This window comes from Catellatospora tritici (genome assembly GCF_019083965.1).
Taxonomy (GTDB): domain Bacteria; phylum Actinomycetota; class Actinomycetes; order Mycobacteriales; family Micromonosporaceae; genus Catellatospora; species Catellatospora tritici.
Genome location: NZ_JAHRCY010000001.1, coordinates 200,777 through 226,637 on the forward strand (window position 1 = coordinate 200,777; position 25,861 = coordinate 226,637).

At 71.4% G+C, this 25,861-nt stretch carries 26 protein-coding genes and 2 tRNA genes; 13 read left to right on the forward strand and 15 right to left on the reverse strand.

Going from position 1 to position 25,861, the window contains the following annotated elements; genetic code table 11:
• Positions 1-8: 8 nt before the first annotated feature.
• Complete coding sequence (locus tag KUA19_RS00915) at positions 9-1,001, reverse strand: NAD(P)H-dependent glycerol-3-phosphate dehydrogenase (protein ID WP_217393855.1); 993 nt, start codon at positions 999-1,001, stop codon at positions 9-11.
• Positions 998-1,738 carry a lysophospholipid acyltransferase family protein gene (locus KUA19_RS00920; RefSeq protein ID WP_217393858.1) on the reverse strand — a complete coding sequence of 247 codons (741 nt, stop codon included), beginning with the start codon at positions 1,736-1,738 and terminating at the stop codon, positions 998-1,000. The genes KUA19_RS00915 and KUA19_RS00920 overlap by 4 nt, the downstream gene beginning before the upstream one ends.
• Before the next feature lie 163 nt (positions 1,739-1,901).
• Here KUA19_RS00920 and cofC point away from each other — a divergent pair, with 163 nt between their 5' ends.
• The 4 genes from cofC (at position 1,902) to KUA19_RS00935 (ending at position 5,931) form a co-directional block, all read left to right on the forward strand.
• Complete coding sequence (gene cofC / locus KUA19_RS00925) at positions 1,902-2,498, forward strand: 2-phospho-L-lactate guanylyltransferase (protein WP_308167258.1); 597 nt, start codon at positions 1,902-1,904, stop codon at positions 2,496-2,498.
• Between the two features lie 10 nt (positions 2,499-2,508).
• On the forward strand, positions 2,509-2,703 hold the full coding sequence (locus KUA19_RS42325; RefSeq protein ID WP_254548383.1) for a cold-shock protein: 195 nt from the start codon (positions 2,509-2,511) through the stop codon (positions 2,701-2,703).
• A gap of 89 nt (positions 2,704-2,792) precedes the next feature.
• Entirely contained in the window at positions 2,793-5,033 is a 2,241-nt protein-coding gene (locus tag KUA19_RS00930) for an RNA degradosome polyphosphate kinase (RefSeq protein ID WP_217393861.1), read from the forward strand.
• A 31-nt stretch (positions 5,034-5,064) separates the two neighbouring features.
• Positions 5,065-5,931, forward strand: a complete 867-nt coding sequence (locus KUA19_RS00935; RefSeq protein ID WP_217393864.1) for a CHAD domain-containing protein — start codon at positions 5,065-5,067, stop codon at positions 5,929-5,931.
• 37 nt (positions 5,932-5,968) lie between these two features.
• On the opposite strand, the gene KUA19_RS00940 is transcribed toward KUA19_RS00935, so the two are convergent.
• Positions 5,969-6,325, reverse strand: a complete 357-nt coding sequence (locus KUA19_RS00940; RefSeq protein WP_217393867.1) for a DoxX family protein — start codon at positions 6,323-6,325, stop codon at positions 5,969-5,971.
• Between the two features lie 93 nt (positions 6,326-6,418).
• On the opposite strand from KUA19_RS00940, the gene KUA19_RS00945 reads away from it, so the two are divergent.
• Complete coding sequence (locus KUA19_RS00945) at positions 6,419-7,081, forward strand: TetR/AcrR family transcriptional regulator (protein WP_217393869.1); 663 nt, start codon at positions 6,419-6,421, stop codon at positions 7,079-7,081.
• Positions 7,082-7,149: 68 nt separating this feature from the next.
• Here KUA19_RS00945 and KUA19_RS00950 read toward each other — a convergent pair whose 3' ends face one another.
• From KUA19_RS00950 to leuC, 3 genes are all read right to left on the reverse strand, one after another.
• Positions 7,150-7,722 (reverse strand): HU family DNA-binding protein, encoded by a 573-nt coding sequence (locus KUA19_RS00950; RefSeq protein WP_372451740.1) that lies wholly within the window; start codon positions 7,720-7,722, stop codon positions 7,150-7,152.
• A 221-nt stretch (positions 7,723-7,943) separates the two neighbouring features.
• On the reverse strand, positions 7,944-8,531 hold the full coding sequence (leuD, locus tag KUA19_RS00955) for a 3-isopropylmalate dehydratase small subunit (protein WP_217393872.1): 588 nt from the start codon (positions 8,529-8,531) through the stop codon (positions 7,944-7,946).
• A 16-nt stretch (positions 8,532-8,547) separates the two neighbouring features.
• On the reverse strand, positions 8,548-9,957 hold the full coding sequence (leuC, locus tag KUA19_RS00960; RefSeq protein ID WP_217393875.1) for a 3-isopropylmalate dehydratase large subunit: 1,410 nt from the start codon (positions 9,955-9,957) through the stop codon (positions 8,548-8,550).
• A 66-nt stretch (positions 9,958-10,023) separates the two neighbouring features.
• On the opposite strand from leuC, the gene KUA19_RS00965 reads away from it, so the two are divergent.
• Positions 10,024-10,710: an IclR family transcriptional regulator gene (locus KUA19_RS00965; RefSeq protein ID WP_217394642.1), complete on the forward strand. Its 687-nt coding sequence runs from the start codon at positions 10,024-10,026 to the stop codon at positions 10,708-10,710.
• A gap of 64 nt (positions 10,711-10,774) precedes the next feature.
• Here KUA19_RS00965 and KUA19_RS00970 read toward each other — a convergent pair whose 3' ends face one another.
• Positions 10,775-11,155: a hypothetical protein gene (locus KUA19_RS00970; RefSeq protein ID WP_217393878.1), complete on the reverse strand. Its 381-nt coding sequence runs from the start codon at positions 11,153-11,155 to the stop codon at positions 10,775-10,777.
• A gap of 139 nt (positions 11,156-11,294) precedes the next feature.
• Here KUA19_RS00970 and KUA19_RS00975 point away from each other — a divergent pair, with 139 nt between their 5' ends.
• The gene (locus KUA19_RS00975; RefSeq protein ID WP_217393881.1) at positions 11,295-13,124 is read left to right on the forward strand and encodes a DUF3352 domain-containing protein; all 1,830 of its coding nucleotides are present in this window, start codon (positions 11,295-11,297) and stop codon (positions 13,122-13,124) included.
• Between the two features lie 84 nt (positions 13,125-13,208).
• Here the strand turns inward: KUA19_RS00975 and KUA19_RS00980 are convergent, their stop codons facing one another.
• On the reverse strand, positions 13,209-14,474 hold the full coding sequence (locus tag KUA19_RS00980; protein WP_217393883.1) for an MFS transporter: 1,266 nt from the start codon (positions 14,472-14,474) through the stop codon (positions 13,209-13,211).
• A gap of 85 nt (positions 14,475-14,559) precedes the next feature.
• Here KUA19_RS00980 and KUA19_RS00985 point away from each other — a divergent pair, with 85 nt between their 5' ends.
• Entirely contained in the window at positions 14,560-15,063 is a 504-nt protein-coding gene (locus KUA19_RS00985) for a MarR family winged helix-turn-helix transcriptional regulator (RefSeq protein ID WP_217393885.1), read from the forward strand.
• A gap of 263 nt (positions 15,064-15,326) precedes the next feature.
• On the opposite strand, the gene KUA19_RS00990 is transcribed toward KUA19_RS00985, so the two are convergent.
• The 6 genes from KUA19_RS00990 to KUA19_RS01015 all read right to left on the reverse strand — a co-directional run bounded on the left by KUA19_RS00990 (position 15,327) and on the right by KUA19_RS01015 (position 18,344).
• Positions 15,327-15,399 (reverse strand) — tRNA-Glu (locus tag KUA19_RS00990).
• A 124-nt stretch (positions 15,400-15,523) separates the two neighbouring features.
• A tRNA-Gln gene (locus KUA19_RS00995) sits at positions 15,524-15,595 on the reverse strand.
• Between the two features lie 89 nt (positions 15,596-15,684).
• Entirely contained in the window at positions 15,685-16,473 is a 789-nt protein-coding gene (locus KUA19_RS01000; protein WP_217393887.1) for a fumarylacetoacetate hydrolase family protein, read from the reverse strand.
• 49 nt (positions 16,474-16,522) lie between these two features.
• Positions 16,523-17,206, reverse strand: coding sequence for an ABC transporter permease (locus KUA19_RS01005; RefSeq protein ID WP_217393889.1), 684 nt, complete (start codon positions 17,204-17,206; stop codon positions 16,523-16,525).
• Positions 17,203-18,009 carry an ATP-binding cassette domain-containing protein gene (locus KUA19_RS01010; RefSeq protein WP_217393891.1) on the reverse strand — a complete coding sequence of 269 codons (807 nt, stop codon included), beginning with the start codon at positions 18,007-18,009 and terminating at the stop codon, positions 17,203-17,205. Before KUA19_RS01010 ends, KUA19_RS01005 begins: the two co-directional genes overlap by 4 nt.
• On the reverse strand, positions 18,006-18,344 hold the full coding sequence (locus tag KUA19_RS01015; RefSeq protein ID WP_217393893.1) for a PadR family transcriptional regulator: 339 nt from the start codon (positions 18,342-18,344) through the stop codon (positions 18,006-18,008). Before KUA19_RS01015 ends, KUA19_RS01010 begins: the two co-directional genes overlap by 4 nt.
• Positions 18,345-18,415: 71 nt before the next feature.
• Between KUA19_RS01015 and KUA19_RS01020 the strand changes: the two genes are divergently transcribed.
• Positions 18,416-19,300 carry a 3-methyladenine DNA glycosylase gene (locus KUA19_RS01020; RefSeq protein WP_217393895.1) on the forward strand — a complete coding sequence of 295 codons (885 nt, stop codon included), beginning with the start codon at positions 18,416-18,418 and terminating at the stop codon, positions 19,298-19,300.
• A 166-nt stretch (positions 19,301-19,466) separates the two neighbouring features.
• Here KUA19_RS01020 and KUA19_RS01025 read toward each other — a convergent pair whose 3' ends face one another.
• On the reverse strand, positions 19,467-20,819 hold the full coding sequence (locus KUA19_RS01025; RefSeq protein WP_217393897.1) for a glutamine synthetase family protein: 1,353 nt from the start codon (positions 20,817-20,819) through the stop codon (positions 19,467-19,469).
• Between the two features lie 151 nt (positions 20,820-20,970).
• Between KUA19_RS01025 and KUA19_RS01030 the strand changes: the two genes are divergently transcribed.
• From KUA19_RS01030 to KUA19_RS01045, 4 genes are all read left to right on the forward strand, one after another.
• Positions 20,971-21,786 carry a hypothetical protein gene (locus KUA19_RS01030; RefSeq protein WP_217393900.1) on the forward strand — a complete coding sequence of 272 codons (816 nt, stop codon included), beginning with the start codon at positions 20,971-20,973 and terminating at the stop codon, positions 21,784-21,786.
• A 78-nt stretch (positions 21,787-21,864) separates the two neighbouring features.
• Entirely contained in the window at positions 21,865-22,800 is a 936-nt protein-coding gene (locus tag KUA19_RS01035; RefSeq protein ID WP_217393903.1) for a hypothetical protein, read from the forward strand.
• 2 nt (positions 22,801-22,802) lie between these two features.
• Positions 22,803-23,840, forward strand: a complete 1,038-nt coding sequence (locus tag KUA19_RS01040; protein ID WP_217393905.1) for a cation:proton antiporter — start codon at positions 22,803-22,805, stop codon at positions 23,838-23,840.
• 220 nt (positions 23,841-24,060) lie between these two features.
• Positions 24,061-25,815 (forward strand): NAD+ synthase, encoded by a 1,755-nt coding sequence (locus tag KUA19_RS01045; RefSeq protein WP_217393907.1) that lies wholly within the window; start codon positions 24,061-24,063, stop codon positions 25,813-25,815.
• The last annotated feature ends 46 nt before the right edge of the window (positions 25,816-25,861 follow it).

Here is a 25,861-nt window from a genome sequence, read left to right on the forward strand (position 1 = left end):
TGGCGGGATCACTCGGGCTTGGTCGACCGTGACATCAGCGTGGTGAGCGCGGTACGGGGGTCGACGCCCTCGTGACAGATCCGCTCGACCTGCTCGGTGATCGGCATCTCCACGCCGTGCGAGTGGGCCAGGTCCCGGATGGCCAGGCAGCTCTTGACGCCCTCGGCGGTGTACCGGGTGGCGGCCTGCGCCTGCTCCAGGGTCTTGCCCCGGCCCAGGTGCTCGCCGAAGGTGCGGTTGCGCGACAGCGGCGACATGCAGGTGCCGATGAGGTCGCCCATCCCGGCCAGGCCGGAGAAGGTGAGCGGGTCGGCGCCCAGCGCCACGCCGAGCCGGGCCGTCTCGGCCAGACCGCGGGTGACCAGCATCGCCTTGGTGTTGTCGCCCAGGCCCATCGCGTGCGCGATGCCGAACGCGAGCGCGATCGCGTTCTTGACCGCGCCGCCGAGCTCGCACCCGATGACGTCGTCGTTGGTGTACGGCCGGAAGTACGGCGTGGTCGTGGCCCGCTGCACGGTGGTGGCCCGGTCGATGTCGGTGCACGCCACGACGGTGGCCGCGGGCTGCTCCAGCGCGATCTCGGGGGCCAGGTTGGGGCCGGAGACGACGGCGACCCGGTCCGGGGACACCCCGGCCGCCTCGGTGATGACCTGGCTCATCCGCTGGGTGGTGCCCAGCTCGATGCCCTTCATCAGCGACACCAGGGTCGCGTCGGGGTGCACCGTGGCGGCCCAGTCGGCGAGGTTGGGGCGCAGGGTCTGCGACGGCACGGCCAGCACCACGATCTCGGCGCCGTCGATCGCCTCGTACGCCGAGGCGGTCGCGGTGACCCGCGCGCCGACGTACATGCCTTCCAGGTACTCCGGGTTGCGCCCGGTCTCGCGGATGATGGCGGCGATCTCGGGACGGCGCGCCCACAGCATCACGTCGTTGCCGGCATCGCCGAGGATCTTGGCGAACGCGGTTCCCCAGGAACCGGCGCCGAGCACCGCTACCTTCATCGACCTGCTCCTTCAGCCGGGGATCCGGGTCGGCCCAGGGCGGCGGGTGTCCAGATCGGCGGCGGGGACGGCTCGTGCCGGACCTCGGCGAGCATGTCGCGCAGGCGCAGCATCACCGCGTCGGTCATCTCGTTGAGCACCGCCGCGGTCGGCTCGGCGCCCTGCCAGCGGGACAGGTCGACGGGCTCGCCCGCCCATACCGACACCGGGATCTTCGGGATGAGCCGGATCTTCTTGGTACGCGGGTCGAAGATGCGCTCCGGGCCCCAGGTGACCACGGGGATCACGGGCGCGCCGGTGAGCAGCGCGAGTCGGGCCGTGCCGGTCTTGCCGCGCATCGGCCACAGGTCGGGCTCCTTGGTGGTGGTGCCCTCCGGGTAGATCACCACGCAGCCGCCCTGCTCGACCGCCTCGACGGCGGCGTCGAGCGCCTTGACCGCGTCGGCGGTGCCGCGGTGCACCGGGATCTGCTTGCACCAGTAGAGGATCTTGCCCGCCAGCGGGATCCGGAAGACGCTCTCCTTGCCCAGGAACTGCGGCCAGCGACCGGAGTCGTACACGTAGTGGGCGGTGGTGAACGGGTCGGCGTGTGACACGTGGTTGACGGCCAGGATGATGCCGCCCTCGGCCGGGATGTGCTCGAACCCGCGCCAGTCCCGCCGGGTCAGCATGATCATCGACGGCTTGACCAGGGACACCGCGAACCGCTGCCAGAAACCCAGCCTGCGCCGCGCCAACGTAGCCTCCTTCAACACGCCCGCCGCCTCCAGCGGACGCCACCGCCGTCGTGGCGCACCAGGGTACGTCACGACCACGTGAGCGCATCATGTCACGTCCCGGCATACCCGGAACCCGCCCGCCGGTACCGCGTCCGGTACGCCGGGGCGACAGAATGGCATGGTGCCCGCCCTGCCCGTGACCGTCCTGGTTCCGTTGAAGCCGCTGGCCGAGGCGAAGACCCGGCTGCGCGGCGCCGAGGCCGACCACGAGGGCCTCGTCCTGGACCTGGCCCGCCGTACGGTCCACGCCGTCCGCGCCGCCACCGGGGTGGCCCGGGTATACGTGGTCACCCGCGACGACACCGCCGCCCGGGAACTGCGCGGCTGCGGCGCCGAGATCCTGCACGACAGCGGCCGCGACCTCAACCACGCGCTGAGCCGCGCCGCCGCCCTGCTCAACGGCGTCGGGCGCCTCGCGGCGCTGCCCGCCGACCTGCCCGCGCTGCGGCCGGACGAGCTGGCGCGGGCGCTGGTCGAGGCGGGGCCGGACCGCGCGTTCGTGCCCGACGCGGCCGGGGTCGGCACGGTGCTGCTGGTCAGCGCGGTCGGCGGCCGTCTTGAGCCGCGGTTCGGGCCGGGCTCGGCGACCGCGCACGAGCTGTCGGGGGCGCGGCGACTGGCCGGTGACTGGCCGACGCTGCGGCGCGATGTGGACACGGCCGAGGACCTGGCGGCGGTTCGGGCCTGGGGCCTGCCGTACGCGCGCCCGGCGGCGTAGGTTGGCATCCATGCAGGGCACCGTCGCGACCTTCGACCCCGAAACCCGTTCCGGCACGCTGCTGCTCGACGACGGGACGCCGGTGGCGTTCGACCGGGCCGCCTTCGATGCGTCGGGGCTGCGGCTGCTGCGCCTGGGCCAACGGGTTCGGTTGGAGTACGACGGCGACCGGTTGCGCCGGGTCGCCATACCCACCATGCCGTGACGGACACCACGGGCTAGCTCGCCCGCGCGACCGCCCTACGCTGCCATGAGTTCACCTCTCGTTCATGTCGATCGGGAGAGAATTGTGGTGTGAGCCAGACTCCGCCCCGCCGCCCGCGAAAGACCTCGACGTCCGATTCCGTGCCCGCCCAGACCGTCCCGGATGCCGCCGAGACGACCACGCCGGAGTTGATCGCGCAGGCACAGGCGCCTGCCGATCCGGCACTGGCCGAACTGCCCGAGGATCGGTTCTTCAACCGCGAGGTCTCCTGGCTCGATTTCAACGCCCGCGTGCTGGCCCTGGCCGAGGACGCTCGGCAGCCGCTGCTGGAACGCCTGAAGTTCATGGCGATCTTCGCGAGCAATCTGGACGAGTTCTACATGGTGCGGATCGCGGGCCTGCGCCGCCGCCTGGAGACCGGCCTGCCCACCCGCGGTGCCGACCAGGTGCCGACCCGGCTGCAGCTGGAGATGGTCGCCGAGCGCAGTTCCGAACTGGTGGCCGAACACGCCACCGAGTTCGCCAAGGTGCTGCGCCCGGCCCTGGCGAAGACGGGCGTGAGCATCGTCGGCTGGTCTGATCTGGACCGGGGCGAGCGCGAGCAGCTGCGCTCCTACTTCCGCGAGCACATCTTCCCGGTGCTGACGCCGCTGGCCTTCGACCCGGCGCACCCGTTCCCGTACATCTCCGGCCTGTCGCTGAACGTGGCCGCCGTGGTGCGCGACCCGGCCACCGGCGAGGAGCTGTTCGCCCGGGTCAAGGTGCCCAACAACGTGCCGCGGTTCGTACAGCTGAACAGCGGCTCCGCCCGCACGTTGACCGCCGACGGCAAGACGGTGTACCGGTTCCTGCCGGTCGAGGACCTCATCGCGGGCGAGCTGGGGCAGCTGTTCTCCGGCATGGAGGTGGTGGAACAGCACCTGTTCCGCGTCACCCGCAACGCCGAGGTCGAGATCGACGAGGACCGCGACGAGGACCTGCTGCAGGCGATGGAGCGGGAGCTGGCCCGGCGCCGGTTCGGGCCGCCGGTGCGGCTGGAGGTGTCGGCGGAGATCTCCGACCACGTGCTGGCGACGCTGGTGACCGAGCTGGAGGTCGACTCCCGCGACGTGCTGCGGGTGCCGGGCCTGCTGGACCTGTCCGGGCTGTGGCAGATCTACGAGGTGGACCGGCCCGACCTCAAGGAGGCGCCGTTCGTCCCGGCCACGCACCCCCGGCTGCGCGACGGGGAGTCGACCCGCAGCGTCTTCAACATCCTGCGCGACGGCGACATCCTGCTGCACCACCCGTACCACTCGTTCTCGACCAGCGTGCAGCGCTTCATCGAGCAGGCCGCGGTCGATCCGCACGTGCTGGCCATCAAGCAGACGCTGTACCGCACCTCCGGCGACTCCCCCGTCGTGGACGCGCTCATCACCGCCGCCGAGGCGGGCAAGCAGGTGGTGGTGCTGGTCGAGGTGAAGGCGCGCTTCGACGAGCGGGCCAACATCGGCTGGGCGCGGATGCTGGAGCGCGCGGGCTGCCACGTGGTCTACGGCCTGGTGGGCCTGAAGACGCACTGCAAGACGGCGCTGGTGGTGCGCGAGGAGGCGGGCCAGATCCGCCGCTACTGCCACATCGGCACCGGCAACTACCACCCCAAGACCGCCCGCATGTACGAGGACTTCGGCCTGCTCACCGCCGATCCCGAGATCGGCGCGGACCTGACCGACCTGTTCAACTCGCTGACCGGCTACAGCCGCCAGACGTCGTACCGGCGACTGATGGTGGCGCCGCACGGGGTCCGGTCCGGGCTCATCGAGCGCATCGAGCGCGAGGCGGAGCTGGCCCGGGAGGGCAAGCGCGGCCTGGTCCAGATCAAGGTGAACTCGCTCGTCGACGAGCAGGTGATCGACGCGCTGTACCGGGCTTCGCGGGCCGGGGTGCAGGTGGACCTGTTCGTGCGCGGCATGGTCGCGCTCAAGCCGGGCGTGCCCGGCCTGTCGGACAACATCCGGGTGCGCTCGGTGCTGGGCCGCTTCCTGGAGCACTCGCGGCTGTTCCGGTTCGGCGCGGGCGACCCGCGTTCGGGCCGGGGGCGCGCGGAGTTCTGGATCGGCTCGGCCGACATCATGCACCGCAACCTCGACCGCCGGGTGGAGGCGCTGATCCAGGTCACCGACAACGCGGCCCGCAACGAGCTGGCCGACCTGCTCGACGCCGCGATGTCCGACGGCACCGAGACGTTCGAGCTGGAGCCGGACGGCGCCTGGACCCGCTACATCTCCACTTCGGAACACCCCCGGGTCGACCTGCAGGTGGCGCTGCTGAACCGGGTGCTCAAGCGCTGAGGGACCCGCGTCGCGGGACTAGGCTTGACGCATGGCCGGACAGGCGGCGGCGAGCCTGGTCGCCGCGGCGGTACGCCGGGCCGTGGCGCAGATCCTGACCCACGAGCCCCTGGTCCGGCTGGACGCGCCGCTGCCCGACGGGGACAGCGCGGTGCACCGGATGCGGGTCGGCTGCCGTCGGCTGCGCTCGGATCTGCGTACCTTCGCGCCCCTGGTCGACCAGAGCTGGTCGGTGCCGCTGCGGGCCGAACTGCGCTGGCTCGCGGCCCTGCTGGGCGGCGCTCGGGACGCCGAGGTGCAGCGGGCCCGGCTGTGGGCGACCGCGGCGGCCGATCCGTCGCATCCGCTGGCTCCGGCCGACGTGGCGGCCCTGGACGGCCTGCTGGCGGCCCGGCGGGAGGCGGCGTACCGCGAGGTGCTCGCGGGGCTGGACACGAACCGCTACGCGGTCCTGGCGGGGCGGCTGGCGGCCGCCTGTGCGCACCTGCCGCTCACCGACGCGGCCTTCGCGACGATCCACCCGGCGGACCTGGTCCGGCGGCCGCTGCGCCAACTCCGGCGGGGCCGCCACGGCGTCCCGGGCGCCCCTGACCTGACCGTCGCCTCGCCCGATGTGGACTGGCACGGGGTGCGCATCAGCGCCAAGCGCGCCCGGTACGCCGCCGAAGCCGCCGGGCTGGGCCGTCGCGCCAAGGTGCTGGCCAAGCTCCAGGACCTGCTCGGCGAGCACCAGGACGCCGTCGTGGCCGCCGCGCTGTGGCAGCGGCTGGGTCGCGACCATCCTGAGCTGGCGGTGACGTGCGGGCGCCTGGCGGAACGCGAGTTCGCCGCCGCCCGCACCGTCCGCACCCGCCACCTACGCAAGGAAGGGCACCTTCTTATCGCTCTACGTAGGTGAAGGTGCCCTGCCAAACCGCCGGAGCGCGGCCGCGAGCTCAGAAGCGGCCGACGGCGACGAAGACGGCCAGGGCGCCCAGGATCACGTTGAAGACGATGCCCGGGTACTCCTTGCGGCGCAGGTGCACCACGGCCGCGGCGACCATCACACCGGCCAGGGCGACCGCGGCGATCGGGGTCAGCACCGGTGCGATGCCGGTGGCCCACGGCGCGATCAGGCCGATGCCGCCGAGCACCTCGCTGACGCCGATGAGCTTGACCATGCCGGCCGAGTAGTCGTCGACCCAGCCGAGGTTGGCCCGCAGCTTCTCCTTGGGCTGGGTGGACTTCATCAGGCCGGCGGCGAAGAACGCCAGGCCGAGCAGGATCTGGACTATCCAAAGGGCGATGTTCACAGGCGCTCTCCTAAACGGTGGATCTCCTCCACTTGATGTCCGGGACGGTAGCACTAACCGGAGGCCGTCCTCCAGTCCTGTACTCTGGTGATCATGGAGAGCAATACGCTGCGCGCCGACGCCGCCCGCAACCGCGAGCGCATCGTCTCCGCCGCCTGCGAGCTGTTCGCCGAACGGGGTCTGGACGTGCCGCTGGAGGAGGTCGCGGGGCGGGCCGGAGTCGGTATCGCCACGCTGTACCGCCGCTTTCCCACCCGCGACGACCTGACAGCCGCGGCCGCGAGCGCGAAGATCGAGCAGTACGAGCACGCCCTACGTGAGGCTCAGGCCGCCCCCGACGCCTGGACCGGCTTCAGCGGCTACGTCACCGCCGTCTGCGCCATGCAGGCCGCCGACGGCGGACTGGCCGATGTGCTCACCATGAGCTTTCCCGGTTCGCGGGAGTTCGAACAGCGCCGGATCGCACTGCACCGCGGCTTCACCGAGCTGGTCGCGGCCGCCAAGGCCGAGGGCACGCTGCGCGAGGACTACGTGGCCGAGGACCTGCCGCTGTTGTTGATGGCCAACGCCGGAGTGCTGCGCGGCACCGCCGAGGCCGCCCCGAAGGCGTGGCAGCGGCTGGTGGGGTACCTGCTGCAGGCGTTCCGGGCGGGCGATCGCGCCGAACCGCTGCCCGCACCGCCGACACCGCGCCAGACCTACCGCGCCATGCTGCGCATCTCCGGCTGCAAGGGGCGATCCCAGCCGCCGCAATAGGCGACCGGAAAGGCGAGCGCCCACCCGGGTGTCCGGGCGGGCGCTCGCCTGTGGTCGTACGCGTCGGGTCAGCTCTTCTTGGTGGCCTTCTTGGCCGGCGCCTTCTTCGCGGTCGCCTTGGCGGTCACGGTCTTCTTCGCCGCCGCCGTGCTCTTCGCCGCCGCCGCCGTCTTGGCCGGGGCCTTCTTGGCCGCGGTCGCCTTCGCCGCGGCGGTCGCCTTGGTCGCGGTGGTCTTGGTCGCCGTCTTCTTGGCCGGGGCCGTCTTCGCCGCGGCGGTGGCCTTGCCCGCGGGTCGGGTCGCGGCAGCCGAGGTCTTCTTCGCCGTGGCCTTGGCGGTCTTCTTGGCCGGGGCGGCGACCTTGCCGACCGCCACGGTCTCCTTGAAGCCCGCACCGGGACGGAACGCCGGGACCGACGTCTTCTTCACCTTGACGGCCTCACCGGTACGCGGGTTGCGCGCCATCCGGGCGGCACGGGCCCGCTTTTCGAAGACACCGAAGCCGGTCAGCGAGACCTTGTCGCCCTTGGTGACCGCGTTCTGGATTTCGGTGAGCGTGGCCTCCAGCACGGCCGCGGCGGTCTTCTTGTCGACCACGGTGGGGTGAGCGGCGATCGCGTCGATCAGCTCTGTCTTGTTCACGGATTCCTCCCGTATAGGTACTACTGAACTTATAACAGTCATTCTGTGCGCACAGTAGGCCCAACGTCAGCAATATGCCAACAGGAGGGTGAAAAACCGCCTATGTGTCGCAACGCAGAAATGCCCCCGTCCGCATAACAGGACGGGGGCATTTCGCGTTGCTGTCACTCTTCATCACCCGGGTACGACCGGGAAAAGGCCCAGATTACGGCCGTATCGGCTCAGCCGACGAGCACTCCGAAAGAGGGACGCCGGGTCTCGAACTCGGCGATGGCGTCGGCGTGCCGCAGGGTGAGTCCGATGTCGTCCAAGCCTTCCAGCAGGCGCCAGCGGCTGAAGTCGTCCAGCGCGAACGACCACGTGTGGCCGCCCGCCCGGACCTCCCGTGCCTGCAGGTCCACCTCGATCGAGGTGGTCGGGTCGGCCTCGGTCAGCGCCCACAGCGTCTCCACCGCCTCCTGCGACAGCTCCACCGTCAGCAGGCCCTGCTTGAGGGAGTTGCCGCGGAAGATGTCGCCGTAGCGCGGGGAGATGACGACCCGGAAACCGTAGTCGTTCAGGGCCCACACCGCGTGCTCACGCGAGGACCCGGTGCCGAACTCCGGCCCGGCCACCAGGATCGAGGCCCCGGCGTAGGCCGGGTTGTTGAGCACGAACGACGGGTCCTCGCGCCAGGCGCTGAACAGGCCGTCCTCGAAGCCGGTCCGGGTGACCCGCTTCAGGTACACCGCCGGGATGATCTGGTCGGTGTCCACGTTGGACCGCCGCAGCGGCACCGCGGTGCCGGTGTGCACGGTGAACTTCTCCATGGTCAGCCTTTCCGGATCAGGCCGCGACGGGCACGAGGTCGGCGGGTGCGGACAGGTGGCCGGTCACGGCGGTCGCCGCGGCCACGGCCGGGGACACCAGGTGGGTACGGCCACCCTTGCCCTGCCGCCCCTCGAAGTTGCGGTTCGACGTGGACGCCGACCGCTGCCCCGGGGACAGGGTGTCGGGGTTCATACCCAGGCACATCGAGCACCCGGCGAAACGCCACTCGGCTCCGGCGGCGGTGAAGACCTCGTGCAGACCCTCCTGCTCGGCCTGCTCGCGCACGGCCGCCGAACCCGGCACCACCAGCATCCGCACGCCGTCGGCGACGTGGCGGCCGCGCAGCACCTCGGCGGCGGTGCGCAGATCCTCCAGACGCCCGTTGGTGCACGAGCCCACGAACACCACGTCCACGTTCACGTCACGCAGGGCCTGGCCCGGCTTGAGGTCCATGTACTCCAGGGCCCGGCGGGCGGCGGCGCGCTCGGACTCGCTGCCGAACGACTCCGGGTCCGGGATGCTGCCGTCCAGCGAGGCGCCCTGGCCGGGGTTGGTGCCCCAGGTCACGAACGGCGTCAGCGACGAGGCGTCGATGAAGACCTCCTTGTCGAAGACCGCGCCCTCGTCGGTCGGCAGGGTGCGCCAATAGGCCACCGCGTCGTCCCAGGCCTGCCCCTGCGGGGCGAAGGTGCGCCCCTTCAGCCAGGCGAACGTGGTCTCGTCCGGTGCGATCAGCCCGGCCTTGGCTCCCCACTCGATGGACATGTTGGAGACGGTCATCCGCCCCTCCATGCTCAGCTTCTCGATCGCGGGCCCGCGGTACTCCACCACGTAGCCGCGGCCGCCGCCGGTGCCCTCCTGGGTGATCAGGGCCAGGATCAGGTCCTTGGCCGAGACGCCCGGGGGCAGCTCGCCGGTGACGGTGACGGCCATCTGCTTGGGCGTCGACTGCGGCAGCGTCTGGGTGGCCAGCACGTGCTCCACCTCGGAGGTGCCGATGCCGAACGCCAGCGCGCCGAAGGCGCCGTGGGTCGAGGTGTGCGAGTCGCCGCACACGATGGTCATGCCCGGCTGGGTCAGACCCTGCTGCGGTCCCATCACGTGGACGACGCCCTGCTGCGGATCGCCGAGCGGATGCAGTTTCACGCCGAATTCGGCGCAGTTTCGGCGCAGTGTCTCGATCTGCGTCCGCGACACCGGGTCGCTGATCGTCAGCAGGTTGTCGGTGGGCGTGTTGTGGTCCTCGGTCGCGATCGTCAGATCGGGCCGGCGCACCGCACGTCCGGCCAGCCGGAGGCCGTCGAAGGCCTGTGGGCTGGTCACCTCATGCAGCAGATGAAGATCGATATAGAGGAGGTCCGGCTCGCCGCTCGCTTGGCGTACCACGTGTGCGTCCCAGACCTTCTGGGCAAGGGTCCTGCTCACTGGGTGTCTCCCACCATCTGGACATCCCGCATCTTGGGAGGTATGTTTCGGTCCGTGGGACACAGTATGTCTGGCGTGGGCGTCCTTGACAAGGCGGTAGTGATCCTTGCCGCCTGTGTCGACGGCGCGAGCCTCGCGGAACTCGTCGATCGCACCAAGCTGCCGAGAGCAACGGCGCACCGGCTGGCGCAAGCGCTGGAGATTCATCGGATGCTGGTACGGGACACGCAGGGCCGCTGGCGCCCGGGTCCCCGACTTGGGGAGCTCGCCAACGCAGCTCCCGACGTACTGCTGACAGCGGCAGAGCCGCTGCTGTCCGCATTGCGGGACGCCACTGGCGAGAGCGCGCAGCTGTACCTGCGCCGGGCCGACGAACGCATCTGCGTCGGCGCGGCCGAGCGGGCCAGCGGTCTGCGCGACACCGTGCCGGTCGGCGCGATCCTGCCCATGACGGCGGGTTCGGCAGCGCAGATCCTGCTCGCGTGGGAACCCCCGGAGGCGGTCATGCCGCTGCTGCCGCGCTGCAAGTTCACCGGCCGCACCCTGGCCGAGGTCCGGCGGCGCGGTTGGGCCCAGTCGGTGGCCGAGCGTGAGGCGGGCGTGGCCTCGGTCAGCGCCCCCGTACGCGACCGCACCGGCCGGGTCATCGCGGCGATCAGCGTGTCCGGTCCGATAGAGCGGCTGGGCCGCCGCCCCGGCGACCGCCACGCCATGGCGGTGGTACGAGCCGGTCAGCGCCTGTCCGGCCTCTGAACCGAGACGTCGGGGCCCCGGCCGCCAGTGCGGTGTCCGGGGCCCCGTGCGCTGTCCCCGACGCTCAGGCGGTGGCCTCGCAGGCGGCCTTCGCCTCACGCAGCCCCGAGGACTGCTTGAGCTCGCCGCCGATCGTGATCTGACAACTGGTCCGGATCGGGACATGGATCTGGCCCACGACCTGCACGGCCGGCACCGGCTTCACCGTCAGGCTCACCTTGGTGCCCTCGCTCACCGACACCGTCTTGGTCCACGGGAACGACACGGTCTCGGTCTTGGTCGCCCCCGACTCGTCGACATAGGTGACGGTGCCGGAACCCTTCCCGCCGTCCCCGGCGCCACCGGCGAAGTACGTCACGTCCTGCGAAGCGCCGCAGCCGGACAGCACCGACGCGGCCAGGAACGCGGACAGGCATAGCCTGGAAACGATCTTCATGCGGTACATGGCGCGCAGCGTAGTGAATGCCTCATCATCGCGCCGCCCTGTTTCCATACGACCCAGGACACACCCTCCGGGCCAGCGGGCTTTGCTTTCCACGCCTACGATGAGCGGCCTTGACCTCCCAGAAAGGGATCGACCTCTCATGTCTGACCCAGCGGCGCCGGTGGACCACCCGTCTGCCGGCGCTTCCGCTGAATCGGCCCCCGCCGGTTCCCCGCTCGACCCGACCCGCTCCGTAGCCGAGTCGACCGCAGCAGCCGACGCCCCAGGCTCCGACGCGGTCATCACCCTCGACGCCGTCGACGCCGCCCCAGCCGCGGCCGCCGCCCGCCCCCGCCGCACGCCGGTGCTGATCGCCGCCGTGATCGCCGTGGTGCTGCTGCTCGGCGTCGGCGCGTACGCCGTCTACCGGTTCGCCTTCGGCGACGGGCGGCACATCGAGGAGGCTCTGCCCGGCTCGGCCGTGATGTTCGCCTCCGTCGACCTCGACACGGGCCTGGAGCAGCAGATCCGCCTGCTCCAGCTGGCGCGGCACCTGCCCGAGCAGACCAAGGGCGACGCCGACGCCGACCAGCGCGACGAGCTGCTGGGCCAGGTCCTCAAGGGGATGGGTCTCGACGGCGTGGACGTCGATCGGGACCTGCTGAGCTGGGCCGGGCGCCGGGTGGGCCTGAGCGTGTGGCAGGACGGCAAGAAGCCGTACGCCCTCATCGCGGTGACCAGCACCGACAGCGCCGCCGCCACGGCCGGGCTGGGCCGGATGCGCGACGCCGCACACAAGGCCGAGGGCAGCCTCGGCTTCGTCGTGCGCGACGGCATCGCCCTGGTCGCGCTCGGCACCGACGACACCCAGCAGGCGGCCGAGAAGGCGTTCGCCGAGGCTCAGCGCACCCCGCTGTCGACCGCGACGAACTACGCGCAGGACCGCGCCTGGCTGGAAGGCGACCAGCTCGCCGTCTTCTGGGCCGACATGGGGCAGTTCAGCAAGCTGATGAACGACATGTTCATGGGTGCCCTGTCCGCCGACCCGGAGTTCCAGGCCACGCTGCCCAAGACGCCGGAGGAGCACGGCCGCGTCATCCTGGGCGTACGCGCCACCGACAGCGGCCTGGAGGCGCGCTACCGGCAGACCGGCGCCGACCAGCCCGCCCCCACCCGTAGCGACGCGCTGGCCCGGCTCGGCGCACTGCCGGGCGACACCCGGTTCGGGGCCGTCGTACAGCTGCCCGCCGACACCATCGACACCACCGCGACGACGCCCTTCGGCATGACCGGTATAGGCGGCCTGAGCATGCTCCTCTTCGGCATGCCCGCGTTCGCCTCCGGCGGCTCGATGTTCGGCCCCGGCGACGAGCCCAGCCCGGGGGCAGGGGTGCCGACCCTCGAACCCGACGTCACGTTCCCCACTCCGACCGAGGCGGAGCTCAAGGAGATCGACGCGCTGGCGGCGAAGGGCTTCGACAAGCTCACCGACGCCGAGCGCAAGCGCTTCGCCGAAATCACCGGCATGAACCCCGGCGAGCTGGGCGACCTCGGCGACATGGGCGTCTCCGGCGCGTTCGGGCCCTCCCCGGACCAGCTGGCCGCGCTGAACGGGGCGCAGATCAGCGTCAGCGTCAACAAGACCGACCCGACGGCCGAGGTGCGCGTGGACGTGGCGGCGACCAGCCCCACGGCCGCCGACAATCTGGTCAAGCTGGTGGAGTCGCTGGGCGCGGGGCTCAACGCCACCGCCGACGGCAGCTCGGTGACCGCGATCACCAAGGGGTACGTGGCGTCGAGCAGCCCGCTGTCGGCCCAGCCGGCGTTCCAGTCCGCCATCGCGGGCCTGCCGAGCACCGTCGACACCGCGGTCTACCTGGACCTGGCGGCGCTCGGCGCCGACACCGAACTGCCGGTGCGGGCGCTGGTCCTGGCCCAGTCAACCGAGGGCGGCGACCAGACCGGCGTGCTGCGCCTACTGTTCCGCTGACCCGAAGCACCACCGCTTCCCGGCCCCGGTCACCTCACGTGACCGGGGCCGGTCCGCATCAGGAGCGGTGTGGCTGACCGGCACTCAGCGAGTGGTGACCGCCACGGGCGACGGGGCGGGGTCTGCGAGGACGGGCTCGCCCGCTGCGGGCCGACGTGCGTCCGGCAGCGCGATGCGGCGTACGCCGGGGGCGAGGGCGCTGCCGACACAGGCGGTCGCCACCACGATCGCGGCGGCGATGAGCGGCACCCGCGGCGACCAGGCCGCGGCGGCCAGCGGCGCGAGCGTGTAGCCGACCGGGGTGGCCGCCAGCGAGCAGAGCCAGTCGTAAGAGGTCACCCGCGCCAGGGCCTGGGGCGGGATCTCGGCCTGCACGACTGTCTCCCAAACCGGATTGAGGAACCCGAGCGCCGCCTGTGCCACCCCGTACGCGGCGATGACGGCCGGGGCGGGGGCGGCGGCAGCCATCAGCGCCAGCGGCAGCGCGTAGGTGGCCAGGCCCAGGTTGGCCACGAGCACAGGTCGGCGGGGACGGACCCGGGCCGCCACCAGTGAGCCGAGCAGCAGCCCGACCGCACCTGCCTCCAGCACCAGCACCCAGGTCGCGTCGCCGCCCAACTGGTCGACCGCGATCGCCGGACCGAGCGTGAGCAGCACCGCGGCGACGCCGTTCCAGGCAGCGTGGGCGATGAGGCTGCTCCAGTACCAGTCGCGGGAGCGCACCTCGGCCCAGCCCGCGGCGAGGTCGGCCAGCAGGGTGCGGCGTGGTGCCGGCACGCGGCGCACGCGGACCGCGGCCAGTAGCGCCGCACTGGCCGCGAACGAGATCCCGTCGAGGATGAAGGCCCAGCCCGCCCCGACGCCCAGGATCAGCACCCCGGCCAGGGCGGGGCCGGCGATGCGGGTGACGCCGATGGCAATGGCCAGGGCGGCGTTGGCCTGCCGCCGCTGCGCACCGTCGACGATGCCCGCGACCAGCGGCGATCTGGTGGGAGCGGCGAAAGCACCCGCGATGCCGCCGATCGCCGATGCGGCTGCCAGGTGGGTCACGGAGGGGTCGCCGCCGAGCAGTTCGGCGCCGACGAGGAGTTGGGTGCCGCAGCGCACCAGGTCGGCGGTGAGGGCCACCAGCCTTGGGTCGTACCGGTCGCCGACCACGCCGCCCAGCGGCAGCAGCACCAGGCGTGGCACCATCGCGCACGCCAGCACGAGCGCGAGCGCGCCGCTGGAGCCGGTGGCGTGGTGCACGGCGATGGCGAGCGCCGCAGGGATGACGAAGTCTCCCAGGGAGGACAAAGTGCGGCCGATGAAGAGCAGGCGGAACGCGCGCTGCCGCAGGGGGTGAGCCATACCCGCGAAGATATTTTGTTGCCGAATTATTTGTCAACGAACTTTTCGATGACGTACTACTTTGGTGCGGCATAGGATCCGTGCCATGGAAGAGCCCCGCGACTCGGTTGACGCGCACGTCGCTCGATGGCTGCCCGTGCTGCCCGAACTCGATCCGGACATCGAGGCCGCGGTCACCCGGATGAAGAAGCTGGCCAACCACCTGCGGCGGGTGCGCGAGCAGTCACTGGTCGACTTCGACCTCCAGCGGCACGAGTTCGACACGCTGCACTCGCTCGCCGGACGCGGCGGGCGGGCCGCCCCGTCCGAACTCGCCATGGACCTGGCCATGGCGCCGGCGACGGTCACGGGGCGGCTGGACGCGCTGGAGCGGCGGGGTTTCATCCGACGGACGCCATCGGTGTCCGACCGGCGCCGGGTCGACATCGAACTGACCGGCTCCGGCCGCTCAGCCTGGCTCGGCGCCATGGACGTGCTGGGGCACGAGGAATACCGGCTGCTCGGCGCGCTGGACGGGGCCGAGAGGCGCACGTTGGCGGACCTGCTACGCCGCATCATGCTCGTCGCCGAGCGACCACAACCGACCTGAGTCGAGGTTCGTGCAGTTTCGGGGAAAGTACAGCAATCGCGGCCAAGATTCGTGCACTTTCCCCGAAACTGCACGACGCCCGCACAACGCAAGCGGCGCACCAGCAATAGCGGGTGTGGCCCGGTTAATTTTATCCCCCAAAGGGTTAGGGGTCTCCTCAACCACACCTGTCGCACTCGTCGCCCCCCCCCCCCACCACCCCCCCCGACGCCCGCACAACGCAAGCGGCTCACCAGCATTCGCTGGTGAGCCGCTTGACTTTGTAGCCCCGAAGGGATTCGAACCCTCGCTACCGCCTTGAGAGGGCGGCGTCCTAGGCCGCTAGACGACGGGGCCAGGACTTTCCACTTCTTCAGTTTTCGACCGCCTCTGCTGATTTCTCAGCTCGGCGGCCTGCTGAAACTCTAACAGTTCCAGCTCCCTCGCGCGAATCGGGCGCTCGCCCGATCAGGCTTGGAAGCTGGGGTACCAGGACTCGAACCTAGACTAACTGAACCAGAATCAGTTGGGCTGCCAATTACCCCATACCCCATCGGCACCGTCTCCGCTGCCGGAAGTGAACTTTACCTGACACCCCCGGCACCGCCAAATCGATACCCGCCCGCGCGTCGTGGACGCTCGTCACACCACCGGCTTGACCGGGTTGCGCAGCTCGCCCAGCCCCTCGATACGCACCTTGACCACGTCTTCGGCCGCGATCGGCGAGACCCCGGCGGGGGTGCCGGTCAGGATCACGTCGCCGGGCAGCAGCGTCATCACGTGCGAGATGTACGAGATCAGCGTCGGCACGTCGAACACCATGTCCGAGGTGCGCCCCAGCTGCCGCACCTCCCCGTTGACCTCGCAGCGCACCTCGAGGTCGCTCACGTCGACCCCGGTGGTGATCCACGGCCCGATCGGGCAGAACGAGTCGAAACCCTTGGCCCGGGTCCACTGGCCGTCGCTGCGCTGCAGGTCGCGCGCGGTCACGTCGTTGGCGCAGGTGTACCCGAAGATCGCCTTCTCCGCTCCGGCCCGATCGACCCGGCGCGCCCCGGTGACCCCGATCACCACCGCGAGTTCAGCCTCGTGCTCGACCTGGCGGGACTGCTGCGGCAGCGAGATCACGTCGTGCGGCCCGACCACCGAAGTGGACGGCTTGAGGAACAGCAGCGGCTCCTTGGGCATCTCGACGCCGTGCTCGGCGACGTGGTCGGCGTAGTTGCGCCCTACCCCGATCACCTTGCTGGGCAGGATCGGCGGCACCAGGCGTACGTCGTCGAGCGCAAAGCGCAGATCGGTGAGATCCAGCTCACCGAAGGGGTGTCCGTTGATGACACGTACGGTCAGCCCCTGCGTGCCCGCGGCCGGATCGCCCTCGACGACCCCCCACGACATGCCGCCCGAATGAACAAAACGTGCGATCCGCACCACAGCCCCCAGATGTCGACAGCTCTCGTGCCCAACCTAACGCGGGCGTTCAGCGCACGAAGCGGAGGTGGGGGCGTCGGCGCAGCCGCACCGCGGAACTGGCCGCGACGACCGTGAGCAGCACCACCAGGAACAGCAGTCCGTGCAGCAGACCGCGGTGCAGGTAGCCGCTGTCGGCGTGGTCGACGGCGTACGTACCGATCTCGCGGCTGAACCAGAACGGCAGCACCCGCGAGGCCGAGTCGGCCGGGTCCATCATCATCTGCAGCCCGACCACGGTCAGCAGCACCAGCATGCCCTCCAGCTCCCGCGGCAGTGCCGAGGACAGGGCCAGCCCGAACGGCGCCGCCACGGCCACCGTGAGCAGCATGATCAGCGCGATCGCGCCGTAGCGCACGTGCTGCGCGTCGACGCGGATCAGCACGAAGTACGGCAGCGCCAGGGCCAGTCCGAGCGTCCACAGTGCCAGCAGGCGCCCCAGGTAGAGGTGGTGGCCCCGGTAGCCGGACAGGCGCAGTCTCGGCTCCAACGACCGGGCCGCGCTGCCCGCGAACAGGGCCGCGGTGCTCATCGCCCAGCCCACGCCGAGGCACACGAAGCGGATCGACTGTCCGGTGAGGTCCCGGCGGCTGAGGTAGAACGCCAGCGGGAACACCAGCAGGATGGCCAGCACGCCCCGGCGGCGCGACACCTCGCGCAGCGCCATCTCGGCGACGGTCATGGTCTTGGTCACGCTCGCTCCCGCGGTGTCAGGTCCAGCACGGTGTCCACGCCGTCGCGGCTGCTCAGCAGATGGGTGACGACGACCACGGCCTTGCCCGCGTCCCGCCACGCGCCCACCTGCTGCCAGAAGTCCAGGTACGACCCCCGGTCGAAGCCCTGGTACGGCTCGTCGAGCAGCAGCACGTCGGGCTCACCCAGCCCGGCCATGACCAGGTTCAGCTTCTGCCGGGTGCCGCCGGACAGGTGCCGGGCCTGGGTCGGCGCCGGTTCCCAGTCCAGCGCCCGCGCGTGGGCCCGCCCGGCGGCGCGGGCGTCCTCGCGGCCCATCCCGCGCCCGGCGCCGATCAGGGTGAAGTGCTCCTCGGGCAGCAGGAAGTCGCTGGTGCCACCGCCCTGCGGGCAGTAGCCGAGCGTGCCGTGCACGCGGACGGTGCCCCGGTCGGGGCTGACCAGCCCGGCGCAGACGCCGAGGAAGGTGCTCTTGCCGCTGCCGTTGGCGCCGACCACGGCGGCGACCTCGCCCGCGCGTACGGTCAGATCGACGCCGCGCAGCACCTGGCGGCGGCCGTACCGCTTGGTGATTCCGGTGACCTCCAGCCGCACCGGGCCGACCTCGCGCGGCCGCGACGGCGCCGGGCCGCGCATGCTCTCGGCCACCACCACCGCGTACGCCGCGGCCGGGCCGAACGCGCGCACCGGGTCCTCGCCGCTGTCCCACAGGTGGGCGGCGGTCTCGCCCACCACGTGCCGCACCGCGCCCTCGGGCAGGCCCTGCCGGGCCAGCTCCCGGCCGAGTTCGTCGAGCCAGTTCATCGCGCCGCCACCTCTCGCAGGATCGCCCCCACGCCGCCGGCGAACGCGTCCCAGTCGGCCGCCGACTGCCGCAGCACCTGGTCGCCCGCCGGAGTGAGCCGGTAGTACTTGCGGGCCGGACCGCTGCCGCCCTCGCGCCAGTCGGCGGTGACCAGGCCGGTGCGCTGCAACCGCAGCAGCACGGGGTAGAGGGTGCCGCCCTGGATCGCGCCGAGGCCGACGGCCTGCAACGACTGGGTCAGCTCGTAGCCGTACGACTCGCGGCGGGCGAGCAGGCCGAGCACGCACAGGTCCAGCACCCCCCGCAGCCACTGGCTGCGCCGTTCGGAGTCCATGGCGGCAGAAGGTAGCACAGCCAGCTAGCTGGCGTCGCAACCTAGTCCAGCGCGGCCGCTAACCTGGGTCGGTGACCACCGCGACCGCCACCCGCCTCGCCGAGCCGGTCTGGCGTGTTCGGCGCGAGGCCCACGAGCAGCGCGTCGACGGCTGGCTCGAGCACCATCTGCACCGCCGCCGCAACGGCGTGAAGCACCCGGTGCACGACTTCCTGTTCACGTACTACTCGCACCGGCCCGCCCAGCTGCGCACCTGGCACCCGGGTGCGGGCGTGCTGCTGGAGGGTGGGGCACCCGCCCGCGACTACGTCGCCGCCGACGGCGGCACGGTGCTGGACCCGGCCCTGCTCGCCAAGCGCGCCGACTCGGTCCGCTGGATCCGCGACCTGCTCGCGGGCACCGCTTCCCGCCCGCCCCAGCTCGGCTGCTTCGGCATGCACGAGTGGGCCATGGTCTACCGGCAGACCCAGGCCGAGGTCCGGCACAACTCCTGGCCGCTGCGCCTGTCACCGTCCGCGACGGCCGAGGTCGTCCAGGAGCGGGGGGTACGGTGCACCCACTTCGACGCGTTCCGCTTCTTCACCGCGCCGGCCCGGCCGCTGAACGCGCACCAGCCCACCCGTGACTCCCAGCAGGCGCTGGAGCAGCCGGGCTGCCTGCACGCGAACATGGACCTGTACAAGTGGGCGTACAAGCTGTCGCCGCTGGTCGCCGCCGAACTGGTCGCGGACTGCTTCGCGCTGTCCCGCGAGATCCGGGAGCTGGACATGCGCGCCAGCCCGTACGACCTAGCCGACCTGGGCTTCGAGCCGGTGCTGATCGAGACCCCGGAGGGCCGCGCCCGGTACGCCGCCGAGCAGCGCGCCTTCGCCGACCGCGCCGCCCCGCTGCGCGCCGCCCTGATCACCGCCTGCGATTACCTGCTCACCGGGGCCGGCAGCGCCGATCGAGGCTGACTTCCAGCAAGCGTTGCCCCACCCCACCCAGCATCGCCCCCACCCCACCTAGCATTGACGCTGGCCTATCCAGAGGACGAATTTCCGAGAATCGTCTTCTAGATAGGCCAGCGTCGATAAAAAGGCGGGGGCCGGGAGGCCGGGATGTCGCTACGGGCGTGACGGGTCAGAGGGCGCCGAGGTAGCGGCGGCGCTCGAACGGCGTCACCTCGCGGCGGTACTCCTCCCACTCCGCGCGCTTGTTGCGCAGGAAGAAGTCGAACACGTGCTCACCGAGCACGTCGGCGACCAGCTCGGAACCCGCCATCACGTCGATCGCCTCGGACAGGTTCTCCGGCAGCGCCGCGTAGCCCATCGCGCGGCGCTCGGCGTTCGACAGCGACCACACGTCGTCCTCGGCGCCCGGGGGCAGCTCGTAGCCCTCCTCGATGCCGCGCAGACCGGCCCCGAGCAGCACCGCGAACGCCAGGTACGGGTTGCACGCCGAGTCCATCGAGCGCACCTCGACCCGGGCCGAGTTGGGCTTGCCGTACGCCGGGACGCGCACCAGGGCGGAACGGTTCAGGTGGCCCCAGCAGACGTACGCGGGCGCCTCGGAGATCCGGTCCGGGATCATCTGCGGGAACAGCCGCTTGTACGAGTTCACCCACTGGTTGGTGACCGCGGTGAACTCCCGCGCGTGGGTGAGGATGCCCGCGATGAACGCCTTGGCCGTCTTCGACAGCTTGTGCGGGTCGGCCGGGTCGTGGAACGCGTTGCGCTCGCCCTCGAACAGCGACAGGTGGGTGTGCATGCCGCTGCCGGGCTGGTCGGTGAACGGCTTGGGCATGAACGTGGCCTGCACCCCGTGCGACAGCGCGACCTCGCGCATCACGTGGCGGAACGTCATGATGTTGTCGGCCGTGGTCAGCGCGTCGGCGTAGCGCAGGTCGATCTCCTGCTGGCCGGGCGCGACCTCGTGGTGGCTGAACTCCACCGAGATGCCGATCCGCTCCAGGGCCAGCACCGCCTGGCGGCGGAAGTCGCGCGCGATGGCGTGCGTGGTGTGGTCGAAGTAGCCGCCGGAGTCGACCGGGGTCGGCAGCCCGCCGTCCGCCGGGGCGTCGGCGAGCAGGAAGAACTCGACCTCGGGGTGGGTGTAGAAGGTGAAGCCCTTGTCGGCGGCCTTGGACAGGGCACGGCGCAGCACGTGGCGCGGGTCGGCCCAGCTCGGGGTGCCGTCGGGCATGAGGATGTCGCAGAACATGCGGGCGCTCTCGCCCGAGCCGCCGCCCTCGAACGGGAAGACCTGGAAGGTCGTCGGGTCGGGCATGGCGATCATGTCGGACTCGTACACCCGGGCGAAGCCCTCGATGGCGGAGCCGTCGAAGCCGATGCCCTCCTCGAAGGCCGCTTCGAGCTCGGCAGGGGCCACGCTGACCGACTTCAGGGTGCCGAGCACGTCGGTGAACCAGAGGCGCACGAACCGGATGTCGCGCTCCTCAAGCGTGCGCAGCACGAACTCCTGCTGACGATCCACGGCGGGCCTCTCTCGACTCTGATCTCCGGCCAGTCTGGCGCGGCCTCATTACGCGCACGTTACGCCATCCTCAAGCAGTACGCCCCGTGACGGTGATCCCGCAACCGGAACCCTTCTTGCCCGTTTTACCGGGCAGTACGAAGGAGCTCCCATGAACCGCCTGGACACCCTGTTTCCGGTGCGTCACCGCACCATCGCCGGCGGCATCGCCCTCGGCGGCCTGCTCATCGCCGCGCTGATCATGGCCGGGGTGATGGGTGCCCAGCACACCCCGCAGACCCATGCGGCACCGATCCGCGAGACCGACACCATCACCGCCACGCAGCCGGAGCTGCAGGCGGCGCTGCTGGCACCGGCCGACCTGTCGCCCAGCTACGCCCCGGCGCCCGCGACCAAGGCCCCGGCCGTGCCGCGCGTCGAGCGCTGCGCCAGCCTGCTCGGCGCCCCGGACGAGCTGATCCGGCACACCGCCGCCACGCTCGCCCCGCATCCCAAGGCCGTGGTGCGCCCCAGTGCGCAGGCCGTGTCCCGCCAGTACGGTCCCACTCTGATCACGCAGGTGCTCACCACGTTCACCGGGAACGGGGCGGTGAGCACGCTGGACGAGCTGCGCCGGGTCGGGCAGCGCTGCCGCGACTTCAACGCGGTGCTGGAGGACGGCACCGCGGTCCGGGTGCGGGTCGACGACGTGCCGCGCGACCACCTGCCCGCCGAACTGCTGAAGCTGGAGGGCGACGCGTTCGCGCTGCGGTTCACCCTGACCGGGTCGCGCAAGACGATGACCGGCTACCTGGCCCTGGGCCGGGTCGGCAAGGTGCTGTCGGTGCTGCGTGAGATGGAGTCGACGCAGCAGCACGGCGCCGTGGCCGACCTGGCCCACTTCACCGAGGTGCTGGGCCAGGCCGCACGCAAGCTGCTGCCGATCACGCTGGGCAAACTCGGCGCCGGCCCGGTCCCGCTGGGCTGAGTCCGCGGCCCCGCCGGGGCGGCATCGTCACCTTAGGATGGTGGGCAGCTCGCTCCCCCTCCGCGACAAGGTGCCTTCATGCCCTCCTCTCCCGACCCCGCGCCATCCCCGAAGGGCGCGTGGGCTGAACGGCTCGCCGGGATCCTGGCCGGATCCTTCGCGATCCCGCTGCTCGGCGAGATCCTGCTGGCGGTCATCAACAACCAGCAGTTCGACTATGTGCGTACGGCGATCACGGCGATGGTGCTGGGCATCGGCGCGGCGATCCTGTACGCCTCGCAGGTCGGCCGGATCGTGTTCGAGCGGGCACGGGCCGCGTTCCTGATCGTGGCCGGTTTCGTCACCGCCACGCAGGGGTTCCTGCAGGCGGCGCGACCGGAGTGGATGGTCGGGGCCCCGATCGAGGGCGTGGTCGGCATGGTCACGCTGCTGCTCGGCCTGGCCGTGTTCGCCATCGGCTGGTTCTACTTCCGGGTCGAGGGTCCGGCCAAGGACGCCGCGATCCCGGCCCAGCGCAAGCCCCCGACGATCGAGCAGGTCACCTTCGAACGGACGCCGGGCCGCTTCGACCCGCTCAAGCACACCAAGTACTTCGACGCCTGCCGTCAGGCACTGAGCCTGGACCGGCTGCACTACGTGGCCTACTACGAGGGCCGCACCCGGGTCTTCAATCTCGACCTGTTCGACCGCCTGGAGGACTTCCAGCCGGTCGAGACCACCCAGGCGGCCCGGCGCGAGCGCTACAACGAGCAGGGCCCGCAGATCCTGGACCTGCTGCACGAGCTGGACTCCAAGTTCGAGCCGCTGGAGACCGGGCCGCTGATCCGGATGGTGTTCGACGTGGAGCAGGGCGCGATCTTCTACTACATGATCAGCAGCAGCCCGGCGGTGCATGTCATCGGCGTGAGCCTGGACCAGGCCCAGATCCACACCGCCGACCACGACCTGGAGCTGCTCTCCATGGAGCTGCGCCGCCGCTCCGGCCGACTGCCGATCACGAAGGAGAACACGTAGCGATGCGGCGGCTGGCAGGACTCGCCGCGGCGGTGTTGGCCGGGCTGGGCCTGGCTCTTGCCACCGGCGCCGACGTGGCGGCGGCCACCGGCGGACGGGCGTACCTGCTCGGCACGGCGCTGCTGCTGGCCGTGGGGCTGTACGGCGCGACCAGCGGTATCGACGTCGCGGCGGCCAGGGCGGACCGACGCCTGATCGTCACCGCGGTGACCGTCGGCGTGCTGGTCAAGGCCGTGCTGATCGGCGCGGTGCTGGCGCTGGCCTGGCACGATCCGCTGTTCCTGCTGCTGGGCATCGTGGTGGCGCAGATCGATCCGCTGTCGGTGGCGGCGCTGCTGGGCGACGGTCGGCTGTCGCCGCGGGCCCGCACCGTGCTGGCGGCCTGGTCGTCGTTCGACGACCCGATCACCGTCGTGCTCACGATCTACGCGGCGGCGCTGGCCGGGGACGTGTTCGCCCTGAGCTGGGGTACGGGGACCGGTCACGCGGCCGCCGGGCTCTGGTCGTACGCGCTGGATCTGGTCTGGAATCTCACCTTCGCGGCGGTGCTGTGGCTGCTGTGGCGGCACGTGCTGCGCACCCGCCCGCGCTGGGCGGCGGTGGTGCTGGCCCTCGCCTTCGCGGTCGCCGTGTGGCAGTTCCTCATGCTGGGGTTGGCCCTGGCCGGGCTGTTCCTGCGCCCGCCGGCCCTGCTGCGGCTGCTGCCGAAACTGACCACCGCCGCCCTGTACGCCGCGACGGTCCTGCTGGGGCTGCTGCTGGTGCACGGTGTCGCGCCGATCCGGGGCCTGACCCTGGGCCTGGCCGCGTTCGCCGCCCAGATCGCCGTCGGCGCGCCGCTGACCCGGCACCTGCCGCCGCTGGATCGGCAGCACCTGATGCTGGCCCAGCAGAACGGCATCACCGCGATCATCCTGGCGGTCCGGCTGGAGGCGTCGTTCGCGGGCGTGGTCGCCGTCGTAGCCCCCGCGATCCTGGTCACCAACCTGGTCCACTTCGCCGCCAACCGCGCCCTGGACCGTCGGGGCTCCGCAACCTGACCAGCCATTTCACGGCGATCCCGGCACCGCGCCGCACAATCCGACACCGGGCGGACGGGCCACGGGCAACACCTGTCTGACGCGCTCACACGTGTGGGGTTGTGCGCACAACCCCACACGTGTGAGCGCGGGACCGGACATCGCCCCTCAACCCGCGATGTGTCCGGGCACACGGGTGCCGGGACAGGCCCCGGCTGGGGCCATGCGCGAAGATGAGGACATGACCGCCACGCTGCGTCTTGCTCTCGCCCAGGTCAACCCCACCGTCGGCGACCTCGCCGGCAACGCCGCGCTGGTGCGCGAGTGGTCCTCCCGCGCCGCCGAGGCAGGGGCCCACCTGGTGGCCTTCCCCGAGATGATGCTGACCGGCTACCCCGTCGAGGACCTGGTGTTCCGGCAGTCGTTCGTCGACGCCTCCCGCGAGGCGCTGCAGCGCCTGGCCGCCGACCTGGCCGCCGACGGCCTGGGCGAACTGGCCGTGGTCGTCGGCTACCTCGACGCCGACGGACCGGCCCGGCTCGGCGCCGACAGCACCTCCGCCGTCGGCCCGCGCGACTCGCTCGCGCTGCTGCACCGCGGCACCGTCGCGGCCCGCTACGACAAGCACCACCTGCCCAACTACGGCGTCTTCGACGAGGACCGCTACTTCGTGCCGGGCGACACGCTGACCGTGATCCGGCTGGAGTGGGCCGACGGCAGTCAGGCCGACGTCGCGCTGACCATCTGTGAGGACATCTGGCAGGCGGGCGGGCCGTTCGCGGTCGCCGCCGCCGCCCGGGTCGGGCTGGTCGTCAACATCAACGGCTCGCCGTACGAGCTGAACAAGGACGATGTGCGGCTGCCGCTGGTGGCCCGACGGGCCGCCGAGGCCAACGCGCCCGTGGCGTACGTCAACATGATCGGCGGGCAGGACGAGCTCGTCTTCGACGGTGACTCGATGATCGTCGCCACGGATGGGACGCTGCTGGCCCGGGGGCCGCAGCTCGACCCGGCGCTGCTCGTACACGACCTGCAGTTGCCCGAGGCCGACCCGGACGCGCCCACCGGCGACCTCGGCGCGATGAAGGTCGCGCGGCACGTGCTGCCCACCTCCTGGGGCGCGCCGGTCGGCCCACCCGCCGACGCGGGCATCGCCGCGCGCCTGGCCGACGAGGCCGAGGTGTGGCAGGCCCTCGTGCTCGGCCTGCGCGACTACGTCCGCAAGAACGGCGCCAAGTCGGTGCTGCTCGGCCTGTCCGGAGGTATCGACTCCTCGGCCGTGGCCGCGATCGCGGTCGACGCGCTCGGCCCCGAGCACGTCGTCGGCGTCTCGATGCCCAGCGGGCACTCCTCGCAGCACTCGCGCGACGACGCCGCCGAGATGGCACAGCTCACCGGCCTGGACTACCGGGTCGAGCCGATCCAGCACATGGTCGACTCGTTCCTGTCCAACCTGAACCTGTCCGGCCTGGCCGTGGAGAACCTCCAGGCCCGCGTCCGCGCCGTCATCCTGATGGCGCTGTCCAATCAGGAAGGTCACCTGGTCCTGACCACCGGCAACAAGAGCGAGCTGGCCGTCGGCTACTCGACCCTCTACGGCGACTCGGTCGGCGCGTTCAACCCGCTCAAGGACGTGCCGAAGACCCTGGTCTGGAAGCTCGCCCGCTGGCGCAACACGGTCTCGCCGGTGATCCCGGTCAACTCGATCGAGAAGCCCCCGAGCGCCGAGCTGCGCCCCGGCCAGCTCGACACCGACTCGCTTCCGCCCTACGAGCAGCTCGACGCGATCGTCGCCGGGTACGTGGACGGCGACCAGGGTCGCGACGAGCTGCTCGCGGCCGGGCACGACACCGCCCTGGTCGACCGGATCCTGCGGCTGGTCGACGGGGCGGAGTACAAGCGGCGGCAGTCCGCGCCCGGTACGAAGATCTCGTTCAAGTCGTTCGGGCGCGACCGGCGCCTGCCCATCACCAACCGCTGGCGCGAATCCCACTGAGGTAAGGAAGGGCCCCTTCTTATCGCTTTACGTAGAGGAAGGGCCC